Raw genomic sequence first — 19,111 nt, 5'->3', positions numbered from 1 at the left:
ATTTTTCCTTGAGGTTGTTTATATATTGTATAAGTTTTTACAAATCAAATAGCCTAGGAAGCCATAAACTTAACTCTGGAATATAGGTGATTAAAACCAATACGAGTATCATAATTAAAAACAAAGGCATCAAAGGGCGAATTACTTTCTGAATACTTAATTCTGCTACACTACATCCTACAAAAAGTACAGAACCCACAGGAGGCGTGCATAGTCCGATACAAAGGTTTAGAATCATAACAATACCAAAGTGGATAGGATTCATTCCTAAATCTGTTACAATAGGTAAAAAAATTGGAGTGAAAATCAATACTGCTGGAGTCATATCCATAAAGACTCCCACAAATAATAAAATTAGATTGATAAGTATTAAAATAATAATTGGATTATCACTAATTGAAAGTAATGCATTACTAATTTCTTGAGGAATGTTTTCATAAGACATTACCCAAGACATTGCAATAGAGGTTGCAATTAGTAATAACACGATTGATGAGGTTTTTATAGTTTCTAATAATATCGGAGCAATGCTTTTAAGCGAAATTTCTTTATAAACAAGAGCTAATATAAAAGTGTAAATAACTGCTATTGCAGAAGCTTCTGTAGCTGTGAAAATTCCGGCAACGATTCCTCCAATAACAACTACAAGTAAAAGAAGACTTGGTAATGCATCTAAAAATCGTTTAAGAAAAACCTTAAGACTAACTAGTTTTTCTGTAGGATACTTTTTGATTACCGAATAAATACCAGCGACTAACATTAAAGCAAATCCAATCAATAAACCTGGGACATACCCAGCTACAAATAGAGCAGCAATAGAAACACCACCACTAGCTAGAGAATATATAATTAAAACATTACTTGGTGGGATTAATAAACCTGTCGTAGAACTAGTTATATTTACAGCAGCACTAAAAGATTTATCATACCCTTCTTTTTCCATCATTGGATTCATAAACCCACCAATAGCTGAAGCAGCTGCAACTGCAGAACCGGATATTGCACCAAAAAGCATACAAGCAAATATATTTACAAAAGCCAATCCTCCTGGTAAAGGTCCTACAATAGCTTTTGCGAAATTTATGAGTCGTACTGCAATACCGCCTCGATTCATAATTTGACCTGCTAATATGAAAAAAGGAATTGCAGAAAGGGTAAAACTGTCCAAAGATGTTGCCATCCTTTGCGCTAACGTAGTAACTGATGGCATAAATGGCATGGCTACAATAAGTGTAAATAGTCCGGATAGACCAATGGCATACGCTACGGGAACTCGAATTGAGAGTAATACAAGAAAACTTAATGTTAGGATTAAAACTTCAGTATAATTCATAATGCAAGATCTTTTTTACGTAATAATATGACTAAAGAATAATAACATATTAATATGCCGCTTATAGGAATTACCAAATAGATAAATCCTAAAGGAATTTCTAGTGTAGCTGATTTTTGCTGAAACACAAATGTTAGCCAACAAAGTCTTGCTCCTCCAATAACCATAACAAGAAATCCAAAAATTAAAACAGATCCTTGCACAATACTTTCATATATTTTTTGTCTTTTAGCTACAATATGAGAAGGTATCAGATCTATGGCAAGGTGTAAGCGTTTTCCCGTGGCGTATGCCGCTCCCAATAGGCCTAGCCATATTAAGGAGAAGCTCGAAATCTCGTCAGTAATAGTACTGGGGGATTTTAATAAAAACCTTGAAAACACCTGCCATATAACACTAAATAACATCAATGAAAATATTAGAATTAGCGCTTTTTCTAAAAATGTATCTATTGTTTTTCTCATTGCTTTGTGTTTTTGATATTCTTAATTAAGGATAGCATATCAGGATTATCTTGAAACATTTTTTGAATGCTTTCTGTCTCCTGTTCGAACAAAGTTTTGTCAGGAGTTATAATTTCGACTCCAGATGCGGTAATAATATCCAAGGATTCCTTTTCTGATGCAGCCCATAACTTACGTTGTTCTATTGTAGATTCTCTAGCAGCTTCTTTTAACCAGATTTGTTCTTGCTCCGATAATCGTTCCCACGTATCTAAACCAATTAATAAAACATCAGGAACGGCAGTATGTTGATCAAGACTAAAGTATTTACATATTTCATAATGTTTAGAGGTATAAAAACTGGGTAGATTGTTTTCTGCGCCGTCGACAACACCTTGTTGTAGAGCTGTATATAATTCTCCCCATGAAATGGGAGTGGGAGATCCTCCTAAAGAATTGACCATTGCAACAGCCATATTACTTTTTTGGACTCTTATTTTCAAACCCTTAAGATCTTCTGGAGTTGTTATTGGCTTCTCTTTTGTATAGAAACTACGACTTCCTGCATCATAAAAAGTTAATCCTCTTAGTCGATATTTATCTCCTTTAGTAAGCATTTCATCTCCAATAGCTCCATCAAAAACCTGAAAAGCGTGTTGTCTATCTCTAAATAAATATGGAATACTAAAAACCTTGTATTCTGTGATAAAGTTTTCTAATACAGCTGCAGAAACTTTGGTAATGTCTAGACTTCCAATTTGTAGTAATTCAAGACATTCACGTTCTGCACCCAATTGACCACTTGGGTATAATTTAACTTCTAAAGTTCCGTTTGATTTTTTTTTAAGTTTTTCACCTAAAATAATCATTGCTTTATGCACAGGATGTTTGGTGTCTAATGTGTGCGCTAGTCTTAGTATTTTGACTTCTTTTTTCGTAGAACAAGATCCTATTATTAATAGTCCTATAAAAAATGGAAATAGTATCTTGATTCTCATAATATTAGTTGTTTTTAATTTCTTTAATGCTCACCAATACTTCTTTTATATCCGAAGAAAGTTTTAAGAAATCTTTGTTCTTAATATTGTTTTTACTAAAAAGTAGAGATCCCATTCCAACACAACTTACTCCAGAATCAAACCATAATCTTAAATTTTCCAGAGAAGGTTGTACACCTCCGGTAGGCATTATTTTAGTTTTAGGTAAAACAGTTTTAATAGCTTTGATGAAATCTACACCTAAAACATTACCAGGGAAGGCTTTAATTAATTTTGCTCCTAATTGTTGAGCACTATAAACTTCTGTAACGGTAGCACATCCTGGGACCCATAACACTTCTTTTTTATTGCAATAATTAGCGATTTCAGGGATTAATGCCGGAGAAACTATAAAATCTGCTTGAGCGTTAAGAAATTGTTCAACCTCAGTTTTAGTAAAAATGGTTCCTATACCTAAAATTAGATCATTGTACTTTAATGCATATTTTCGTAATTCAGTAAAAACGGAGAGTGCTTTTTCATTTCTATTTGTGAATTCAAAAACTCTTATACCTGCTTCATATGAAGCATCTAATACTTTTTTAGTAACTTCAATATCTTGATGATTAAAAACAGGAATTAATCCGGTTTTTTCCATTATTGTGACGATGTGTTCTGCAGAGTTTTTCATTTATCTTAATAATCTTCCAATGTTATCCCCTTGTACTAATTGTTCTACTTCTTCTACAGAAACTAAATTTGCATCTCCAAGAATTCCATGTTTCAATACTGCAGAAGCCACGGCAAATTCAAGAGCATCCTCCTCTTCTTTGTACATCAATCCATAAATTAATCCTGCCATAAAAGCATCACCACCGCCAATGCGATCTACAATGTTTTCCATAGTATAAGTTTTAGAGATATTGTATTTATTATTTCTCCAAAGTATTGCTGATAACTTATTTTGAGATGCAGAAATGATTTCTCGTTGAGTATTGGATAGCGTATGCACAGTAGTGTATTTCTGCTGTACTTTTTTACATCCTTCTTCAAAGTTGTTTGCTGAAATGTCTAGGCAATTTTCGAAATCTGTAAGCCCACCTACGATAACATTAGTTTTGCTAATAAGCTCAGGCATTATTTCTAAAGGTGATTTTCCATATTGCCAAAGATTCCTTCTATAATTAATATCTCCACTTACTGTTATTCCTAATTTTTGCGCCGAAGTCAAAGCATCGAGACATAGTTGAGCTGCGGATTCAGAGATCGCTGGTGTGATTCCTGTCCAATGAAACCAATCTACATCTTTTAAAATTTCGTCCCAGTTAAAAATAGTAGGGTTTAATTTTGAAAAGGAAGAATCAAAACGGTCATATATGATTTTAGAAGATCGCTGCATAACACCATTTTCTAAAAAATAAAGCCCCATTCTTCCATCATTGAATTTTATGTTATTAGTGTCAACTCCTGATTTTTTTAAGTAGTCGCAAGCAGTTTTTCCTATCGAATGATTTGGAAATGAAGTGATATGAGTAGCGCCGAGATTCCATTGTGCAAGAGAGATTGAAACATTAGCTTCTGTTCCGCCAAAATGCACCCTATATGTATTCGATTGCTCGAATCGCTCATGCGTAGCAGTAGTAAGACGCATTAGAACCTCACCTAAAGTGACAACTCTTTTTTTCATTTTATTAATATTGGATTTGATAATTTTTCACTCATTTCGGAAACTATTTTATCAAAACCTTCATAGGTATTGAATTGGACATTGGATTGTTCCCATCCGGCAAGGAAGTAAAAAGTGGAAGGTTTGTTGTTAGAAGCATTCATTACAGTATAGTAGGTTGTAGTAATATCTGTGTTTTCCTTTGGAGCTTCTCCTTCGTTTATAAAATCATCTTTAGGGATTATGATCGCCATACCTAACAAATCATTGTTTTCTGATTGTGCTCCGAAAGTCTCTAGAACAAAATGGTTTTTTGATTTTTTAGAATATTTATGGTTAGGTTTTAAATTTGCAATACCGGTAACCAGGTTCATTTGATTGGTCGCACCTTTAAAAAACACCTGACTCTGGTACCCCCATTGTCCTTTCCAAATGGTAATTCTATGGACGACATCTATATTTTGATCTCCAATTTTCGAATTCTTATAGGTCATCTCAAAAATTGATCTTATTGGTCCTTCTGTAATAGTTTTAAATTCTGCTTGGTCTTTTCCGGTAAGTCTAATCAGGGAATCATTATGTTTTATAGCCAATGATCCAGCTCCTAGAGAGTTTCCAACTTTTAGGACATCCATCCCCCAGTCATCTAATTCATGATAATTTCCGTCTCCTAAACCTACGCGATCTAATACAAGTTCGGAGGTGTTTTTTCCAAAAATATCAATACCATTTCGTGGATCGAAATAGAATCTAAAGCCTACTTTATCATTCTCCCAAGCGGGTCCTTCCATTTGATAAAAAATACTATCGTTGGTTCGTGGATCACCTATTCGTTTTTGTTCTAAAACTTCTTTTACAGTATTCTTATTAGTTCCAATTCCGAATCTAATATTTGTTCTTGGAGTAAACGAAGGAATACTTTCTGTAGCAATTGTTGTTAATTCTAGTTTTTGTGTTTGATTTGCTTTAAAGTCAAGGGTTAGGCTTAACTCATCCCAAATTCCCTTTTTTTCTAGGTAATCTAATTGAAAAGGAATGACCCTTCCAGATGAATCTTTAATTATAGGAACTCTATTATCAGAGATGCTGTCTAACTTGTTTATTATTATGTCTTTAGGGATAATAATGCTTTCATCCATTCTATCTATGCTGGAAGTATTCGTAAAGTTGATATATTTTTTATCCAGGTCAGATATGGATTCCTTTTTACAGCTTATTACTATAAGCGCTAAGGAAATAATGATGCATAAATGTTTCATTACTTTTCGTTTGTAGGTTTACCAATAGTTGCTAGAATACCACCATCTACATAGAGAATATGTCCATTTACAAAATCACTTGCTTTAGAAGCTAAAAAAATAGCTGTACCAGCTAAATCATTAGGATCGCCCCATTTAGCCGCTGGAGTACGATTAATTATAAAATCATTAAATGGATGTCCATCTACACGGATTGGTGCTGTTTGTTCTGTTGCAAAATATCCTGGACCAATTCCATTAACTTGTATATTGTATTTTGCCCATTCTGTAGCCATATTCTGAGTTAGCATTTTTAATCCTCCCTTTGCAGCAGCGTATGCACCAACAGTATTACGCCCTAATTCACTCATCATAGAGCAGATATTAATTATTTTTCCTGATTTTCTTTCGATCATTCCCTGAACTACGTGCTTAGAAACTATAAATGGGCTAACAAGGTCTACGTTAATTACTTCTTTAAAATCAGAAACTTCCATTTTTTCTAGAGGAGTACGTTTTATAATACCTGCATTATTAATTAGAATATGGATAGGACCTACTTCTTCTTCAATTTGTTTAATAGCGTTTTTTACTTCTTCTTCATTAGTTACATCGAATTTATAACCTCGAGCATCTATTCCTAATTCTTTATATGAATCTACTGCATTGTTAATTTTTTCTTGAGAAGAATTTCCATTTACTATAATTTTAGCTCCTGCAAGTCCTAATCCTTTAGCCATAGCCATACCTAAGCCGTGTGTTGATCCTGTAATTAGAGCATTCTTATCTTTTATATCAAATAGCGATAGTGACATAATGTGACTTATTTAAGATCCGTAATTTTACATGTATCCATATCTCCATAATCCAAATTCTCTCCGGCCATTCCCCAAATGAATGTGTAGTTAGAGGTTCCTGAACCAGAATGTATAGACCAAGGAGGTGAAATTACTGCTTGCTCATTCTGCATCCAGATATGTCTGGTTTCGTGTGTTTGCCCCATAAAATGACAGACAGATTGATCATTTGGCACTTCAAAATAGAAATACACTTCCATTCTTCTATCATGAGAATGTGCTGGCATTGTGTTCCATACACTACCTTTTTTTAATTCTGTCATTCCCATTTGTAATTGACAAGTTTCTACGACACCACCAACAATAAGCTGTATAACTGTTCTATGATTAGAAGTTTCTAAAGAGCCTAATTCTATTTTATTGGCCTTTTCTTTAGTTACTTTTACAGTGGGATAGCTGTGATGTGCTGGTGCAGAATTGATATAGAATTTAGCAGGATTTGATGAACTCTGACTTTTAAATAATACTTCTTTATTTCCTTTTCCCACATATAAAGCTTCTTTGTATTCTAGTTTATAAGAAGTTCCATCTACTATAACTTCCCCTTTTCCTCCAACATTAATAATTCCCAGCTCTCTTCTTTCTAAAAAATAGTCCGCTTTTATGGGATCGATAGGTTCTAGTTTTAAACTATCCTTTGGTACCACCGATCCAGCGATATACCTGTCGTAATGCGAATATGTAAGATTTATTTGTCCTAACTGCATTAGGTTTTCTATCAAAAATTCATCTCTTAATTCTGTAGTATCCATTGCTTTTACAGCTTTAGGGTGAGATGCATATCTGGATTCGTAAGCAGTAGCCATAATTTTATGTTTTAGTTGTTATAGTATTGATTTTCTAATTCCCATTTCCAGGCCTCTTAATTCTGCTAAACCTCTTAATCTTCCGATTCCTGAATAGCCTGGATTTGTTTTTTTATGTTGGTCATCTAACATTTTATGACCGTGATCTGGTCGCATTGGAATATTAAGATCGGATCGACCAACTTTCTTCCTTTTCTTTTGTTCATTTATTAGAGATCTCATTACTTCATACATATCCACATCACCTTCTAGATGATTAGCTTCATAAAAGTTTCCTTTTTCATCTCTTTTAGTACTTCTTAAATGAATAAAATGTATTCGACTTCCTAAACGTTCTATCATATTTGGTAAATCATTATCAGGACGAAGCCCAAAGGATCCGGTACAAAATGTTAACCCATTATTGGTAGAGTCTACAGCGTTATATAAATCCATAATATCTTTTTCTGTGCTTACTACTCGTGGTAGACCAAGGATTGGATATGGAGGATCGTCTGGGTGGATGCACATAAGTACTCCGGATTGTTCTGCTGTAGGGATAATATCTTTTAAAAATGAAAAGAGATGTTCTTTTAATTCCTTAGCTCCAATATCTTTATAAGTATTTAAAATGGCATTAAAGTCTTTTAAGGAATATCCTTCTTCGGCACCTGGTAAACCGGCGATTATGTTATTTACTAAGAGTTTCTTTTGTTCTTCAGACATTTGTTTTTCTAATATCTTAGCATTTTTAACTTGCGTATTAGTGTACTCTTTTAGTGCATTTGGTCTATTAAGTAATAATAGATCAAAAACTGCGAATTCAGTAGCGTCAAAACGTAATGCAGTTGATCCATCCGAAACTTTGTATTCTAGATTTGTTCTGGTCCAATCAAGAACAGGCATGAAGTTATAGCAGATGATATTGATTTTGCAAGTACCTAGGTTTTGTATTGTAGTTTTGTAATTTTCGATGTATTTAACATAGTTTTCAGATCTGGTTTTTATGTTTTCGTGAATTGGAACGCTTTCCACAACAGACCATTTCAATCCGGATGCTTCAATGATTTTCTTTCTTTTTAGTATTTCTTCTATTGTCCAAACTTCTCCATTTGGGATATGATGTAAAGCGGATACAATACCAGTTGCTCCAGCTTGTTTTATGTCGGATAATGATACTGGATCATTAGGTCCATACCATCGCCATGTTTTTTCTAATTTCATATATTATATATTAAACACCGCTAAAAGCGCTAAAACCTCCATCAATGGGGACGACAATACCAGTTACAAACTTGGAACCTTCTCCACATAACCATTCTGTAGTTCCTATAAGATCCTCGGGCTCCCCATATCTGCCCATTGGAGTTTGTTCTATGATAGTTTTGCCTCTTCGGGTTGGATTTCCTTCAGAATCTGTTAATAACGATCTATTTTGATCTGTTAAGAAAAAACCGGGTGCTAAAGCATTTACTCTAATACCCACTTTCGCAAAATGTACAGCAAGCCATTGTGTAAAATTTGATATCGCTGCTTTTGCTCCACTATACGCTGGAATTTTGGTTAATGGAGTAAATGCATTCATGGATGATATATTGAGAATGCAACAATTTTCTTTACCCACCATTTCTTTTGCAAAAACTTGGGTAGGTAATAAAGTCCCTATAAAATTGAGATTAAAAACGAATTGAATTCCTTCTGTATCTAAATCAAAAAAACTTTTGAAATCATTTTGATTATTTTCTAAATCTTTTAATGTAAGATGCGTGTTCGAAGTTGTTCCTTTCGGGTGATTTCCACCAGCTCCGTTAATTAAAATATCGCAGCTACCTAATTTTGAATTAATCTCGGATTGTGCTTTTAATAAAGATTCTTTACTAAGTACATCTGCAGCAATACCAATCGCTGAACCTCCTTGTTTTTTAATCTCTTGTGCAACTTTTTCTGCTGCATCTTTTCTTAAATCCAAAATAGCGAGTTGTGCTCCTTTTTTAGCCAATGCTAATGCTATTGTTTTCCCTAAAACTCCACCGCCACCAGTGAGTACTACTACCTTATTATCCATATTTACAATAGAAAAAATTCATCTATTTCAAATTTGAAACTTTTATTACAATTAAGATTTAAATTTTAGAGAAGGATCATACGGAAATAAGCATAAAAAAGTACAATGTACTGGTTTTCAGTTAATTAATTTTTCACTGGTTTAAATGTAAATTTTCTTAAAAAATTGAATATGTTGTTTGTTTTCAAAGGATTGTATTAAGTATTTGATAAATTTTGAAGGTAATTTTTGAATTATTCGAACAATTAGCGCCCTTAATCCGAACTATTAGGATAGTAGGTTTTAATAGTTTTGAGACAACCTATTTTTCATAATAGATTATAATCGATAAACTTATTCTTAGAATAGAGAGGTACATTTTAAGTTTTAACTTATAAATGTATGAGTACTGTTGATAACATATAATAATGATAAAATAAGTTTTTCTAGGACTATAAAAAGAAATATAGAATGCGAATAAATGACAAAAACAATTCAAGTACTGTTTTCTTATTTTTATTGCTATTACGGGTCATCGGAGCTTCTTCTCAGGAAGAATATTCTTTGTCGGAGTTAGTTGCTAATAAAGGTCCTTATATTCCTAATTATAGTTATGCTGGGTATCAATTTGGAGAGAAGGAGATAAAAATATCAGATGATATTACTGTACTGAACGCAATTGATTTTGGGGTTGTTGCAAATGATGAAAAAGATGATTCTAAAGCGTTATTGAGAGTTTTTGAGAAAGCTCATCAGGTAAAAGAACCAGTATTAATTCAATTACCTGCAGGAAGGATAATTTTAAGTGAAGTATTATATTTCGAAAGGAGCAACATTATACTTAATGGTCAGGGAGTAGGAAGTAATGGAACTGAAATTTTCTGCCCAAGACCAATGATGTATTTAAAAGATCCTAATGATTTAAAGGAACTTAGAGAATATCTGGTTAAACTAGATAAAATTCAAAAAGAAGAAGAAAAGAACATTTTCCTTCCTTTTTCTCAATATTCTTGGTCAGGAGGTATGTTTTGGACTAGAATTCCTGGTGCTAGGGTAAAATCCTACCTTAAAAAATATGATAAAGAGCCTAAAGTTTTGGGAACTATTGATAATGCAAAACGTGGTTCAGTCTCATTTAAAGTTCATAATGATTTAGGGTTAAATAAAGGAGACGTTGTAGAAATACAATGGTTTAATAAAAAGGGCAAAGAGGCAAATATATTAAGAGAATTATATGGAGATACTAAAAATTTAAAAATTGGATCTCATCATTGGAACTATACCAACCTGCCATTAATTCGTCAACAGGCACAAATTGAAGAGATAGTTCGAAATCAAGTCATAATTAAATCTCCATTATTAACAGAGATTATTCCTGAATATGAGGTGAGAATAATAAAATGGGATCATTTAAAAGAAGTGGGGATTCAGAATTTCAAAATTACATTTCCTTTTTCTAATCGTATAGCTCATCATGTAGAGCAGGGATATAATGGAATTTACTTGACCAGAGTTTTTAATAGTTGGGTTCAAAATGTGATTATAGAAAATTCTGACAGTGGTATATTAACAGAAGCCATTGCTAATGTAACCATTAAAGATATTAAGACTACCGGGAAAAAGAAAGGTCATTATACAGTACAAATGGGAGGAGTACATAATGTTTTAGTTAAGAATTTATCTGTTCATAATGATGTAATGCATCCTTTAAGCTTTAATACTTTTTCTACTAAAAGCGTTTATCATAACTGCGAAGTTTTTAAAAATCCAATTTTAGATCAACACTCAGGTGTGAATCATCAAAATTTATTTGATTTAATAACTGTTCATTTAAATACATTAGAAAATGACTCATATCCTCTTTTTACAGGTGGTGGAGCAGGTTATTGGAAACCTTCACATGCATCATATAATACTTTTTGGAATATTAGAGTAAATTTTTTGAATACTCTAAAGAATGAAGAACTCATAAGTTTAGATGGAATGAACGATGGGCCTAATGCTAGGTTAGTAGGTGTCTGGGGAAATCAAAAGATAGTAATTAACTACAATCCAGATGCCTATGTAGGTTTTGTAAATGAAGACATAAAATTAATTCCTTCCTTGTATAAGTATCAACTTAAGAGAAGATTAAAGAATTAAAAAATTAGAAAGCAAAAATGAATTAGTCTTAAACGTTAAATTATTAACATTTACTTAATATTTTGAAGTTTAAAACGTTATTAGGAGGAAATTTTAAGGGAATTGATGAAGCATATATACGCATTACTATTATTTTTTATTTCAACTTTATCTATTGCTCAAGATAATTTTTATAATAAATTTTTACATCTTTTTACCTCAGATGGATTATCACAAAGTACAGTAATTGCTATTCATCAAGATCGATTAGGTCGAATGTGGATAGGAACTAGAGATGGATTGAATAAATATGATGGTGATAATTTTACGGTGTATAGAAATATACTTAATGACTCCACTTCAATTAGTAATAATGACATTTTATCCATACAAGAAGATCAAGAAGGTTTTATCTGGATTGGAACATATAATGGATTAAATAGATACGATCCAAAACTTAATATATTCAAATCATATTTTCATTCTAGTAAAAAAGGAAGTATCTCAGACAATACAATTTGGTCTATTCACATGTTGGATAATGGAGAACTTTGGTTTGGTTCTTCTAACGGTCTTATGGTATATAATAGAGAATCAGATTCATTTATTACAATCAAGAATAACCCTGCTAATGCTTCGAGTCTTTCGAATAATTATATTTTAAGTATATATGAAGACAATAAAAAAGATATTTGGATAGGGACAGCAAATGGTTTAAATAAGTTAAAAACAAGGAATGATAATGATTTTGTTTTTAAGAGATTTTATAGTAATCAAAAATCAAATAGCTTAAGTGACTCTTATATTCAAGCTATTGTACAAGATGATAAAGATAGGCTGTGGATTGGAACTAAATATGGAGGTCTTAACTATTACGATTTAACTTCTGATTCTTTTGGTCGTGTAAGAAAGACTACCAAAAATCAAGTAATCAATAAAGATGTTAGAAGTCTATCCATAGATAATCGGGGTGCACTTTGGATTGCAACCTATGATGGTCTTTGTATAAAAAATATTGATGATTCTATTATTTCTATCAAGCATCAACAAAATAACATAAAAAGTCTTAGTAGGAATTCTATCAAAACAATTTTTATTGATAGAAAAGGTTCAACCTGGCTCGGAACTTATTACGGAGGGATTAATATTTGGGATGAATCTAATTCTAATTTCATATCTCTTAGAAAAAATAATAGTGATGACATCGAATATGGTGTGGTTAGTAGTATAATACAAGACGATAAGAATAATTTATATTTTGGAACAGAAGGGAAAGGCATTAGTATATTGGATTTAAATAAAAATCAATCTTTTGATCTTCAAAAAATTTCAGATAGCAAACTACCCAGTCTTAGTATAAAATCATTATTTCTAAATAACCAAAAACTTTGGATTGGAACCTATAATGCGGGGGTAGCCTTGTATAATGTAGATTCTAAGAGTTTTGTTACAGATGGGTTAAGTAGAGATTTAAAAGTACTTCTTAAGGATGTTGGAGTATATGCAATTGAAAAATCTAGCGATTTTATGTATTTAGGGACTTTTGGTAAAGGTCTAATTCAATACAATTTAATAAGCAAGGATTTTAGGTTTATAGATCATAATGATATAAATCAAAAATCACTTTCTAATGATAGAATTAGAGTTTTACTTGTTGACAAAGATTCTAATCTATGGATTGGTACTCAAAATGGGCTTAATTATATTGAAAAAAGTAAACTAAATAACGAAGAAATAATCAGAGTAAAGCGTTTCTTTTTTAATGAAGAACAATTATCAGGAGATGATATTTTAAGCATATATGAAGATAAAAGAGGGATACTCTATGTTGGAACTAAGGCAAATGGAATTTATAAATTTGATGATAATAAGTTTTCTAGATTAGAGCTTAATGTATTAGGAACAAAGATTAGTACAGTCTTTAGTATTGTGGAATACGATGATGATGTTATTTGGATAAGTTCTAATAAGGGTATTGTAGCATATAATCCTAATAACCAAACTTCAATTCTTTATAATCAAACAGATGGGTTGATCAGTAACGAGTTTAATAATAACTCCTGTTTAAAAGCTAAGAATGGAGGTCTCTATTTTGGAGGTCCATCTGGAGTTTCTTTTTTAAATCCCAATCAGATAAAAAAGAACACTTTTGTGCCCCAAGTGGTTTTAACAGATTTTAATGTTCAAGGAAAAAAAATTGATACTTATGGAAATGAGAAAGTGCTAAAAAGGAGTGTTTCATATACCGATGAATTAACATTATTACACGATCAAGCTTCTTTTGGGATTAGTTTTGCTATGCCTAACTTTATTAATCCATCAAATAATCAATATGCGTATCGATTAGTAGGGTTGGATGATCAATGGCAGTATACGAAAAATACAGAAGTAAATTATACGATACAAAAACCTGGAGATTACACTTTTGAAGTAAAAGGAGCAAATAATGATAATGTTTGGAATAACGAATCTACACAATTAAGAATATCATTGAAGCCGGCTCCTTGGAAAAGCCCGCTTGCTTTTGCTGGATATTTCTTGGCTATAATATTGGCATTGTTTGGATTGAATAAAATTAATAAAGCAAAAACCAAACTAAAGCATGAATTGGATTTAGAACATCTAGAAAATATTAGGAAAGAAGAAATGAATCGTTCTAAGTTAGAATTTTTCACAAATATCTCTCATGAATTTAGAACTCCGCTAGCTTTGATTATAGCACCTTTACAACAGTTGATAGAGAATTATCAAGGTAGTAATAAGATGTATAAACGTTTATTAGTTATAGAACGCAATGCAGATCAATTATTGAAATTGATAAATCAGTTGTTAGATTTTAGAAAATTTGAAAATAAGCATTCTAAATTACAGGTTGCAGAAGGGAATTTGGTGAAATATTTAAAGGAGATTTATTTATCATTTAATGAATTTGCCAAAGCGGGGTTTTATACGTACACGTTTGAAACTTCTTCCGAAAACATAAAAGTATACTTTGATCGATATAAATTGGAGAGGGTGTTTTATAACTTAATTTCCAATGCATTTAAATATACTCCAGAAGGAGGAGAGATTCATGTTAGAATTTTTGAGGAAGATAATAATGCAATTGTTGAAATAAAGGATACAGGTAAAGGGATTGATAAAGAGTTTGTGGATAAAGTATTTGATCGTTTTTATGAAGTGGCTGGCGATAAGGATTATCAGAAACAATTTAATCAAGCCAGTGGAATTGGATTGTCAATAGCCAAAAAAGCTGTCGAATTACATCAGGGTATTATAGAAGTTGTGGATACCGAATTAGAAAAAGGAACTGTTTTTAGAGTAAGTCTTAAAAAAGGTAAATCTCATTTAAACGAAACAGATATTATAAAGGATTTTAAGATTAGTGATGATATTACTCAATATAAAAATCAAATTTTTACTGCTAAGAAAAATAAGGAACTAGACATGGAAATGGTTTTTAAGGAAGATGAAAAACCATTGATTTTAATTGCGGAGGATAATGATGAGTTGAGAAATTTTGTTGGAGATATGCTTAAGGATTATTATCAGGTAATTAAGGCAGAAAATGGACAAGTAGCATTTAAAAAAGCAATACAAAAAATTCCAGACTTAATAATAAGTGATGTGATTATGCCTAAAATGGAAGGGACCGAATTATGTTCTAAAATAAAAAATGATATTCGAACGAGTCATATTCCTTTTGTTTTATTGACTTCTAGGACTTCATTGATTTATAAATTTGATGGATTAGAGTCTGGAGCAGATGCTTACATTAATAAACCTTTTAATGTAAAAGAATTTTTATTGACTATTCGTAATCTTCTTTCATCTGTAAAAAAGCAAAAAGAAAAATTCTCATCAAATGAATTTAAATCATCTGATATTACGGTAACTTCAATAGATGAGGAGTTATTAAAGAAAGCCGTTAAAATTGTTGAAGAAAATATAAGTAATACCTCTTTTGATATTCCATATTTCAGTTCAGAACTGGGTGTAAGTAGAACGATGTTATTTTCTAAAATAAAAGGTTGGACAAATTTGACACCTAATGAGTTTATTCATTCTATCCGAATGAAAAGAGCATCTCAATTATTAGAGTTAGGTCAAATAAATATCTCAGAAGTTTGTTATAAAGTTGGTTTTAGAAACCCAAAATATTTTACAAAATGTTTTAAAAAACACTTCGATCAAACCCCTTCAGAATACGCATCAAAATTCTTTTCTTAAAAAGACATCGTTTTAATGTGAATATCTATTGTTAGGTATTCATTTTCAGTGTTTAGTACAGAAGTATACCCTTTTTAGGACTTTTAGATATACTGTTTTAAGTAGGTTTGAGTATGAATAGGAAACAAAACAGATATATTTTTTTACAACTCTTCTTTTCGTTGTGTGTCATATTTTTTTGTCTCCTAATTATATATCTGTATTAAACACATGCACACACTAACATAAATCAATCACTCATGAATGAAAAGTTTACATATTTTAAAATATTAAGAAGATGTATTCCAATTTTGTTATTAATGATGGGGTCATCGTTATCTGCACAAATTGAGATTACAGGAACAGTTACATCAGAAGGTGGAGTTCCTATTCTTGGTGCTAACGTTAGCGTAAAAAACAAACCTATTGGTACTACTACTGATTTTGATGGTTTATATACTATAAAGGCGCCAGATGAAAAAGCTATTTTAGTATTTTCTTATATCGGGTTTGCGGATCAAGAGATATTAGTTGGTAGTCAAAAAAGTATTAATGTTATTTTATCTGCATCAATAGAATCTTTAGAGCAAATCGTTGTTGTGGGTTATGGATCTCAGCGCAAGAGTGATGTAACAGGTTCTGTATCTTCTGTAAAATCGGATGAATTAACGGCTTTTCCTGTGTTGAATGCAGCACAAGCACTTCAAGGGCGTGCAGCTGGTGTTGTGGTTCAATCCAATAATGGAGGTGAGCCTGGATCTGCTGTTAACATTCAAGTTAGAGGGAATACCTCGATCAACGCAAACAGTGATCCGCTTATTGTTGTAGATGGTTTTGTAGGCGCTGTTTTTCCTCAGGCAAATGACATAGAATCCATAGAAGTACTTAAAGATGCTTCTGCATCAGCTATTTATGGCTCTAGAGGGTCAAATGGAGTCGTTCTAGTCACTACAAAGAAAGGTAGAAAAGGGAAATTATCTATTGATATTAATTCGAATTACTCGGTACAAAATATTACTAATGAACTAGATTTATTAAATGCGGATCAATTTGCAGCATATCAGCAAGAATTAAATCCTGCCTATGTTCAAGGGCCTGCCAATACAGATTGGCAAGACTTACTATATAGAAGTGGTAGTACTTCAGATCATCAATTTTCTTTCTCAGGAGGAAGTGATAATATAAATTTTTATGCTTCTGCAAATTATTTTAAACAAGAAGGTGTTATTATTAATTCAGAATTCGAGCGAGTAACTTTCCTATCCAATATAGATGCCCAGATGACCGATAAGTTAAAGTTAGGGATCAATCTTTTTGGTAGTAGAGGAGCTCAAGATGGTGTTCCAACACAATCTACAGGTCAAACTGCTAATGGAGGTGGTGATGATGTAGTTTCTTTAGCCTTTAGATTTGCTCCAGATTTAGGAGTATTGAATGAAAATGGGGTAAATACGATTAACTCTGTTGGTGATGATGTTGATAATCCTTTTGCTATAGCAACAGAAGGGATCAATGAAACTAAAACCGATAATTACAGAGCTAATTTATATGCCGATTATGAAATTCTAAATGGACTAAGTTTTAAAACTACATTTGGTTTTAGTACTCGAAATCAAACAAATGGGCTTTTTAGGCCTTCTACTTTACGAATTACTGCTGGAGATGTTGGAGGAAGAGCTATTATATCAAATGTTAGAAACACAAGTGTAATCAGTGAAAATTATCTGACCTATAATAAAGAATTCGGTAAGTTTGATTTAACGTTACTAGCAGGATATTCTTATCAAAAAAATACTACAGAAACTTCTTCTGCAGGAGCAGAAGGCTTTGTCTCAAATACATTCTCTTTTTTCAATCTATCAGGAGGAACTACTGCATTGACACCAACTTCATCTTTTTCTGAAATAGAAATTCAATCTCAGTTTGGAAGATTAAATCTTGACTATGATGATCGTTATTTGTTAACTGCTACAGTAAGAAGAGATGCTTCGTCGAATTTTGCTGTAAATAATCAAAGTGCTATTTTCCCTTCTGCTGCTATAGGATGGAAAATTTCTAATGAAAGTTTCCTGAAAGATAACAGTACTATCTCCAACCTAAAGCTTAGAGCTAGTTATGGTGTGACGGGTAATCAAGCAATTAGTGCTTATCAGTCTTTAGCTAGATTCCAAACCGTATTAGGAATTATAAATGGAAATGTTGTTGGAGCTGTTGTTCCGGATCAAGCTGCAAATCCAGATCTGCAATGGGAGTCTTCTTACCAAACCAATATTGGTTTTGATTTAGGACTTATAAATAATAGAGTTTCTCTCTCCTTAGATTATTATAATATAGACACTGAAGATTTACTTTTAGCCGATGCGAGTCAGCCAGAATATCTTGGATTTTTAACCACAGCTAGTATTAGAAATATTGGGGAGATTAATAATAAAGGATTTGAAATTTCTTTAAATACAAGAAATATTGTTAAAGACAATTTTACCTGGACTACCGATTTTAATTGGTCTACTAATACAAATACTGTTGAGACGTTAATAGGAGGTATCGATGTATTTCTAGATGCTTCTCCTGGTTATTTTAACACTGAGAACACACACCTTTTAAGAGAAGGAGAAGCTGCTGGAGTTTTCTGGGGGTATGAATATAGAGGGGTGTATCAAGGAGGAGACTTGCCAGAAGGAACTGCTACTTTTGCAGGAGCACAAGCAGGAGATCAGTTATTTACAGATATACCTGATGAAAATGGTACCGCTGATGGTGTTATCAATACAGATGATCAGAAAATTATTGGGGATCCTACACCTGATTTCACATTCGGTATTACTAATAATTTTACCTATAAAAATATTGATTTAAATATCTTCTTTCAAGGTGCTGTAGGAGGTGATGTTGCAAACCTTACTGCAATTCAATTAGACGCTGGAGATTCTAATGCTTCTACCGATATATTGAATGCTTGGACACCAACAAACACTAATACAGATGTACCGCGTGTAGCATTAAGAACCGAAAAAATTCTTACTTCTCGTTTTGTTGAGGATGGGACATATGTGAGATTAAAAAATATAGCTTTAGGATACACTATACCAAATGCTGTAACTGAAAAAATGGGCATTGATAAGGTGAGAGTTTCGGTTAGTGGTCAAAACCTGCTGACTTTCACAGATTACTCTGGTTTAGATCCAGAAGCCAGCTTTTTTGGATCTGGTGGATCTGGTGGCTCTACAAATGCTAATACTACAAGAGGTTTTGATTTTGGAAATTACCCAACCGTTAGATCAGTTAATTTCGGAATTAACGTAACCTTTTAACTAGTTGATTAATAAAATATTATAACACATTAGTAATAAAATAAAAACATATGAAAACAATTAAAATCTTATTCTTATTGTCGACAATAGTCTCAACAATAGGATGTTCGGATTTGGAAGAAAATCC

The 19,111-nt window shown here is 32.2% G+C and carries 13 protein-coding genes; 3 read left to right on the top strand and 10 right to left on the bottom strand.

The window, feature by feature from the left end; all coding sequences use genetic code 11:
- Positions 1–37: 37 nt before the first annotated feature.
- The 10 genes from BMY33_RS19460 to BMY33_RS19415 are packed head-to-tail and all read right to left on the bottom strand — an operon-like array spanning position 38 to position 9,364.
- A complete protein-coding gene (locus BMY33_RS19460) occupies positions 38–1,333 on the bottom strand; it encodes a TRAP transporter large permease (RefSeq protein ID WP_091411644.1) in 1,296 nt (431 codons plus the stop codon).
- Positions 1,330–1,797, bottom strand: a complete 468-nt coding sequence (locus BMY33_RS19455; protein WP_170837131.1) for a TRAP transporter small permease — start codon at positions 1,795–1,797, stop codon at positions 1,330–1,332. The genes BMY33_RS19460 and BMY33_RS19455 overlap by 4 nt, the downstream gene beginning before the upstream one ends.
- Positions 1,794–2,774 (bottom strand): TRAP transporter substrate-binding protein, encoded by a 981-nt coding sequence (locus BMY33_RS19450; RefSeq protein WP_091411642.1) that lies wholly within the window; start codon positions 2,772–2,774, stop codon positions 1,794–1,796. The genes BMY33_RS19455 and BMY33_RS19450 overlap by 4 nt, the downstream gene beginning before the upstream one ends.
- Before the next feature lie 4 nt (positions 2,775–2,778).
- Complete coding sequence (locus BMY33_RS19445) at positions 2,779–3,444, bottom strand: beta/alpha barrel domain-containing protein (protein WP_091411640.1); 666 nt, start codon at positions 3,442–3,444, stop codon at positions 2,779–2,781.
- Complete coding sequence (locus BMY33_RS19440; protein ID WP_091411638.1) at positions 3,445–4,440, bottom strand: sugar kinase; 996 nt, start codon at positions 4,438–4,440, stop codon at positions 3,445–3,447.
- Positions 4,437–5,678, bottom strand: a complete 1,242-nt coding sequence (locus tag BMY33_RS19435) for a DUF4861 domain-containing protein (RefSeq protein WP_091411636.1) — start codon at positions 5,676–5,678, stop codon at positions 4,437–4,439. The genes BMY33_RS19440 and BMY33_RS19435 overlap by 4 nt, the downstream gene beginning before the upstream one ends.
- Positions 5,678–6,472 carry a gluconate 5-dehydrogenase gene (locus tag BMY33_RS19430; RefSeq protein ID WP_091411634.1) on the bottom strand — a complete coding sequence of 265 codons (795 nt, stop codon included), beginning with the start codon at positions 6,470–6,472 and terminating at the stop codon, positions 5,678–5,680. The genes BMY33_RS19435 and BMY33_RS19430 overlap by 1 nt, the downstream gene beginning before the upstream one ends.
- 8 nt (positions 6,473–6,480) lie before the next feature.
- Positions 6,481–7,320 carry a 5-dehydro-4-deoxy-D-glucuronate isomerase gene (kduI, locus tag BMY33_RS19425; RefSeq protein WP_091411632.1) on the bottom strand — a complete coding sequence of 280 codons (840 nt, stop codon included), beginning with the start codon at positions 7,318–7,320 and terminating at the stop codon, positions 6,481–6,483.
- A gap of 18 nt (positions 7,321–7,338) precedes the next feature.
- The gene (gene uxuA / locus BMY33_RS19420) at positions 7,339–8,523 is read right to left on the bottom strand and encodes a mannonate dehydratase (protein ID WP_091411630.1); all 1,185 of its coding nucleotides are present in this window, start codon (positions 8,521–8,523) and stop codon (positions 7,339–7,341) included.
- A 10-nt stretch (positions 8,524–8,533) separates the two neighbouring features.
- Positions 8,534–9,364, bottom strand: coding sequence for an SDR family oxidoreductase (locus tag BMY33_RS19415; protein ID WP_091411628.1), 831 nt, complete (start codon positions 9,362–9,364; stop codon positions 8,534–8,536).
- A gap of 450 nt (positions 9,365–9,814) precedes the next feature.
- On the opposite strand from BMY33_RS19415, the gene BMY33_RS19410 reads away from it, so the two are divergent.
- From BMY33_RS19410 to BMY33_RS19400, 3 genes are all read left to right on the top strand, one after another.
- On the top strand, positions 9,815–11,485 hold the full coding sequence (locus BMY33_RS19410; RefSeq protein WP_091411626.1) for a right-handed parallel beta-helix repeat-containing protein: 1,671 nt from the start codon (positions 9,815–9,817) through the stop codon (positions 11,483–11,485).
- 105 nt (positions 11,486–11,590) lie between these two features.
- Positions 11,591–15,694 carry a hybrid sensor histidine kinase/response regulator gene (locus BMY33_RS19405; protein ID WP_091411625.1) on the top strand — a complete coding sequence of 1,368 codons (4,104 nt, stop codon included), beginning with the start codon at positions 11,591–11,593 and terminating at the stop codon, positions 15,692–15,694.
- 239 nt (positions 15,695–15,933) lie between these two features.
- Positions 15,934–18,984, top strand: a complete 3,051-nt coding sequence (locus BMY33_RS19400) for a SusC/RagA family TonB-linked outer membrane protein (RefSeq protein WP_244543061.1) — start codon at positions 15,934–15,936, stop codon at positions 18,982–18,984.
- Positions 18,985–19,111 lie beyond the last annotated feature (127 nt).

The sequence above is a fragment of the Aquimarina amphilecti genome (assembly GCF_900109375.1).
Classification (GTDB): Bacteria; Bacteroidota; Bacteroidia; order Flavobacteriales; family Flavobacteriaceae; genus Aquimarina; species Aquimarina amphilecti.
The sequence above is the reverse complement of the archived record's forward strand: the minus strand, read 5'-3'. Positions and strand labels throughout refer to the sequence as shown.

What these genes read in the sequence shown, in the direction of transcription:
- BMY33_RS19460 (WP_091411644.1), bottom strand. Translation starts at nt 1,333, where the DNA reads ATGAATTATACTGAAGTTTTAATCCTAACATTAAGTTTTCTTGTATTA.
- BMY33_RS19455 (WP_170837131.1), bottom strand. Translation starts at nt 1,797, where the DNA reads ATGAGAAAAACAATAGATACATTTTTAGAAAAAGCGCTAATTCTAATA.
- BMY33_RS19450 (WP_091411642.1), bottom strand. Translation starts at nt 2,774, where the DNA reads ATGAGAATCAAGATACTATTTCCATTTTTTATAGGACTATTAATAATA.
- BMY33_RS19445 (WP_091411640.1), bottom strand. Translation starts at nt 3,444, where the DNA reads ATGAAAAACTCTGCAGAACACATCGTCACAATAATGGAAAAAACCGGA.
- BMY33_RS19440 (WP_091411638.1), bottom strand. Translation starts at nt 4,440, where the DNA reads ATGAAAAAAAGAGTTGTCACTTTAGGTGAGGTTCTAATGCGTCTTACT.
- BMY33_RS19435 (WP_091411636.1), bottom strand. Translation starts at nt 5,678, where the DNA reads ATGAAACATTTATGCATCATTATTTCCTTAGCGCTTATAGTAATAAGC.
- BMY33_RS19430 (WP_091411634.1), bottom strand. Translation starts at nt 6,472, where the DNA reads ATGTCACTATCGCTATTTGATATAAAAGATAAGAATGCTCTAATTACA.
- kduI (WP_091411632.1), bottom strand. Translation starts at nt 7,320, where the DNA reads ATGGCTACTGCTTACGAATCCAGATATGCATCTCACCCTAAAGCTGTA.
- uxuA (WP_091411630.1), bottom strand. Translation starts at nt 8,523, where the DNA reads ATGAAATTAGAAAAAACATGGCGATGGTATGGACCTAATGATCCAGTA.
- BMY33_RS19415 (WP_091411628.1), bottom strand. Translation starts at nt 9,364, where the DNA reads ATGGATAATAAGGTAGTAGTACTCACTGGTGGCGGTGGAGTTTTAGGG.
- BMY33_RS19410 (WP_091411626.1), top strand. Translation starts at nt 9,815, where the DNA reads ATGCGAATAAATGACAAAAACAATTCAAGTACTGTTTTCTTATTTTTA.
- BMY33_RS19405 (WP_091411625.1), top strand. Translation starts at nt 11,591, where the DNA reads ATGAAGCATATATACGCATTACTATTATTTTTTATTTCAACTTTATCT.
- BMY33_RS19400 (WP_244543061.1), top strand. Translation starts at nt 15,934, where the DNA reads ATGAATGAAAAGTTTACATATTTTAAAATATTAAGAAGATGTATTCCA.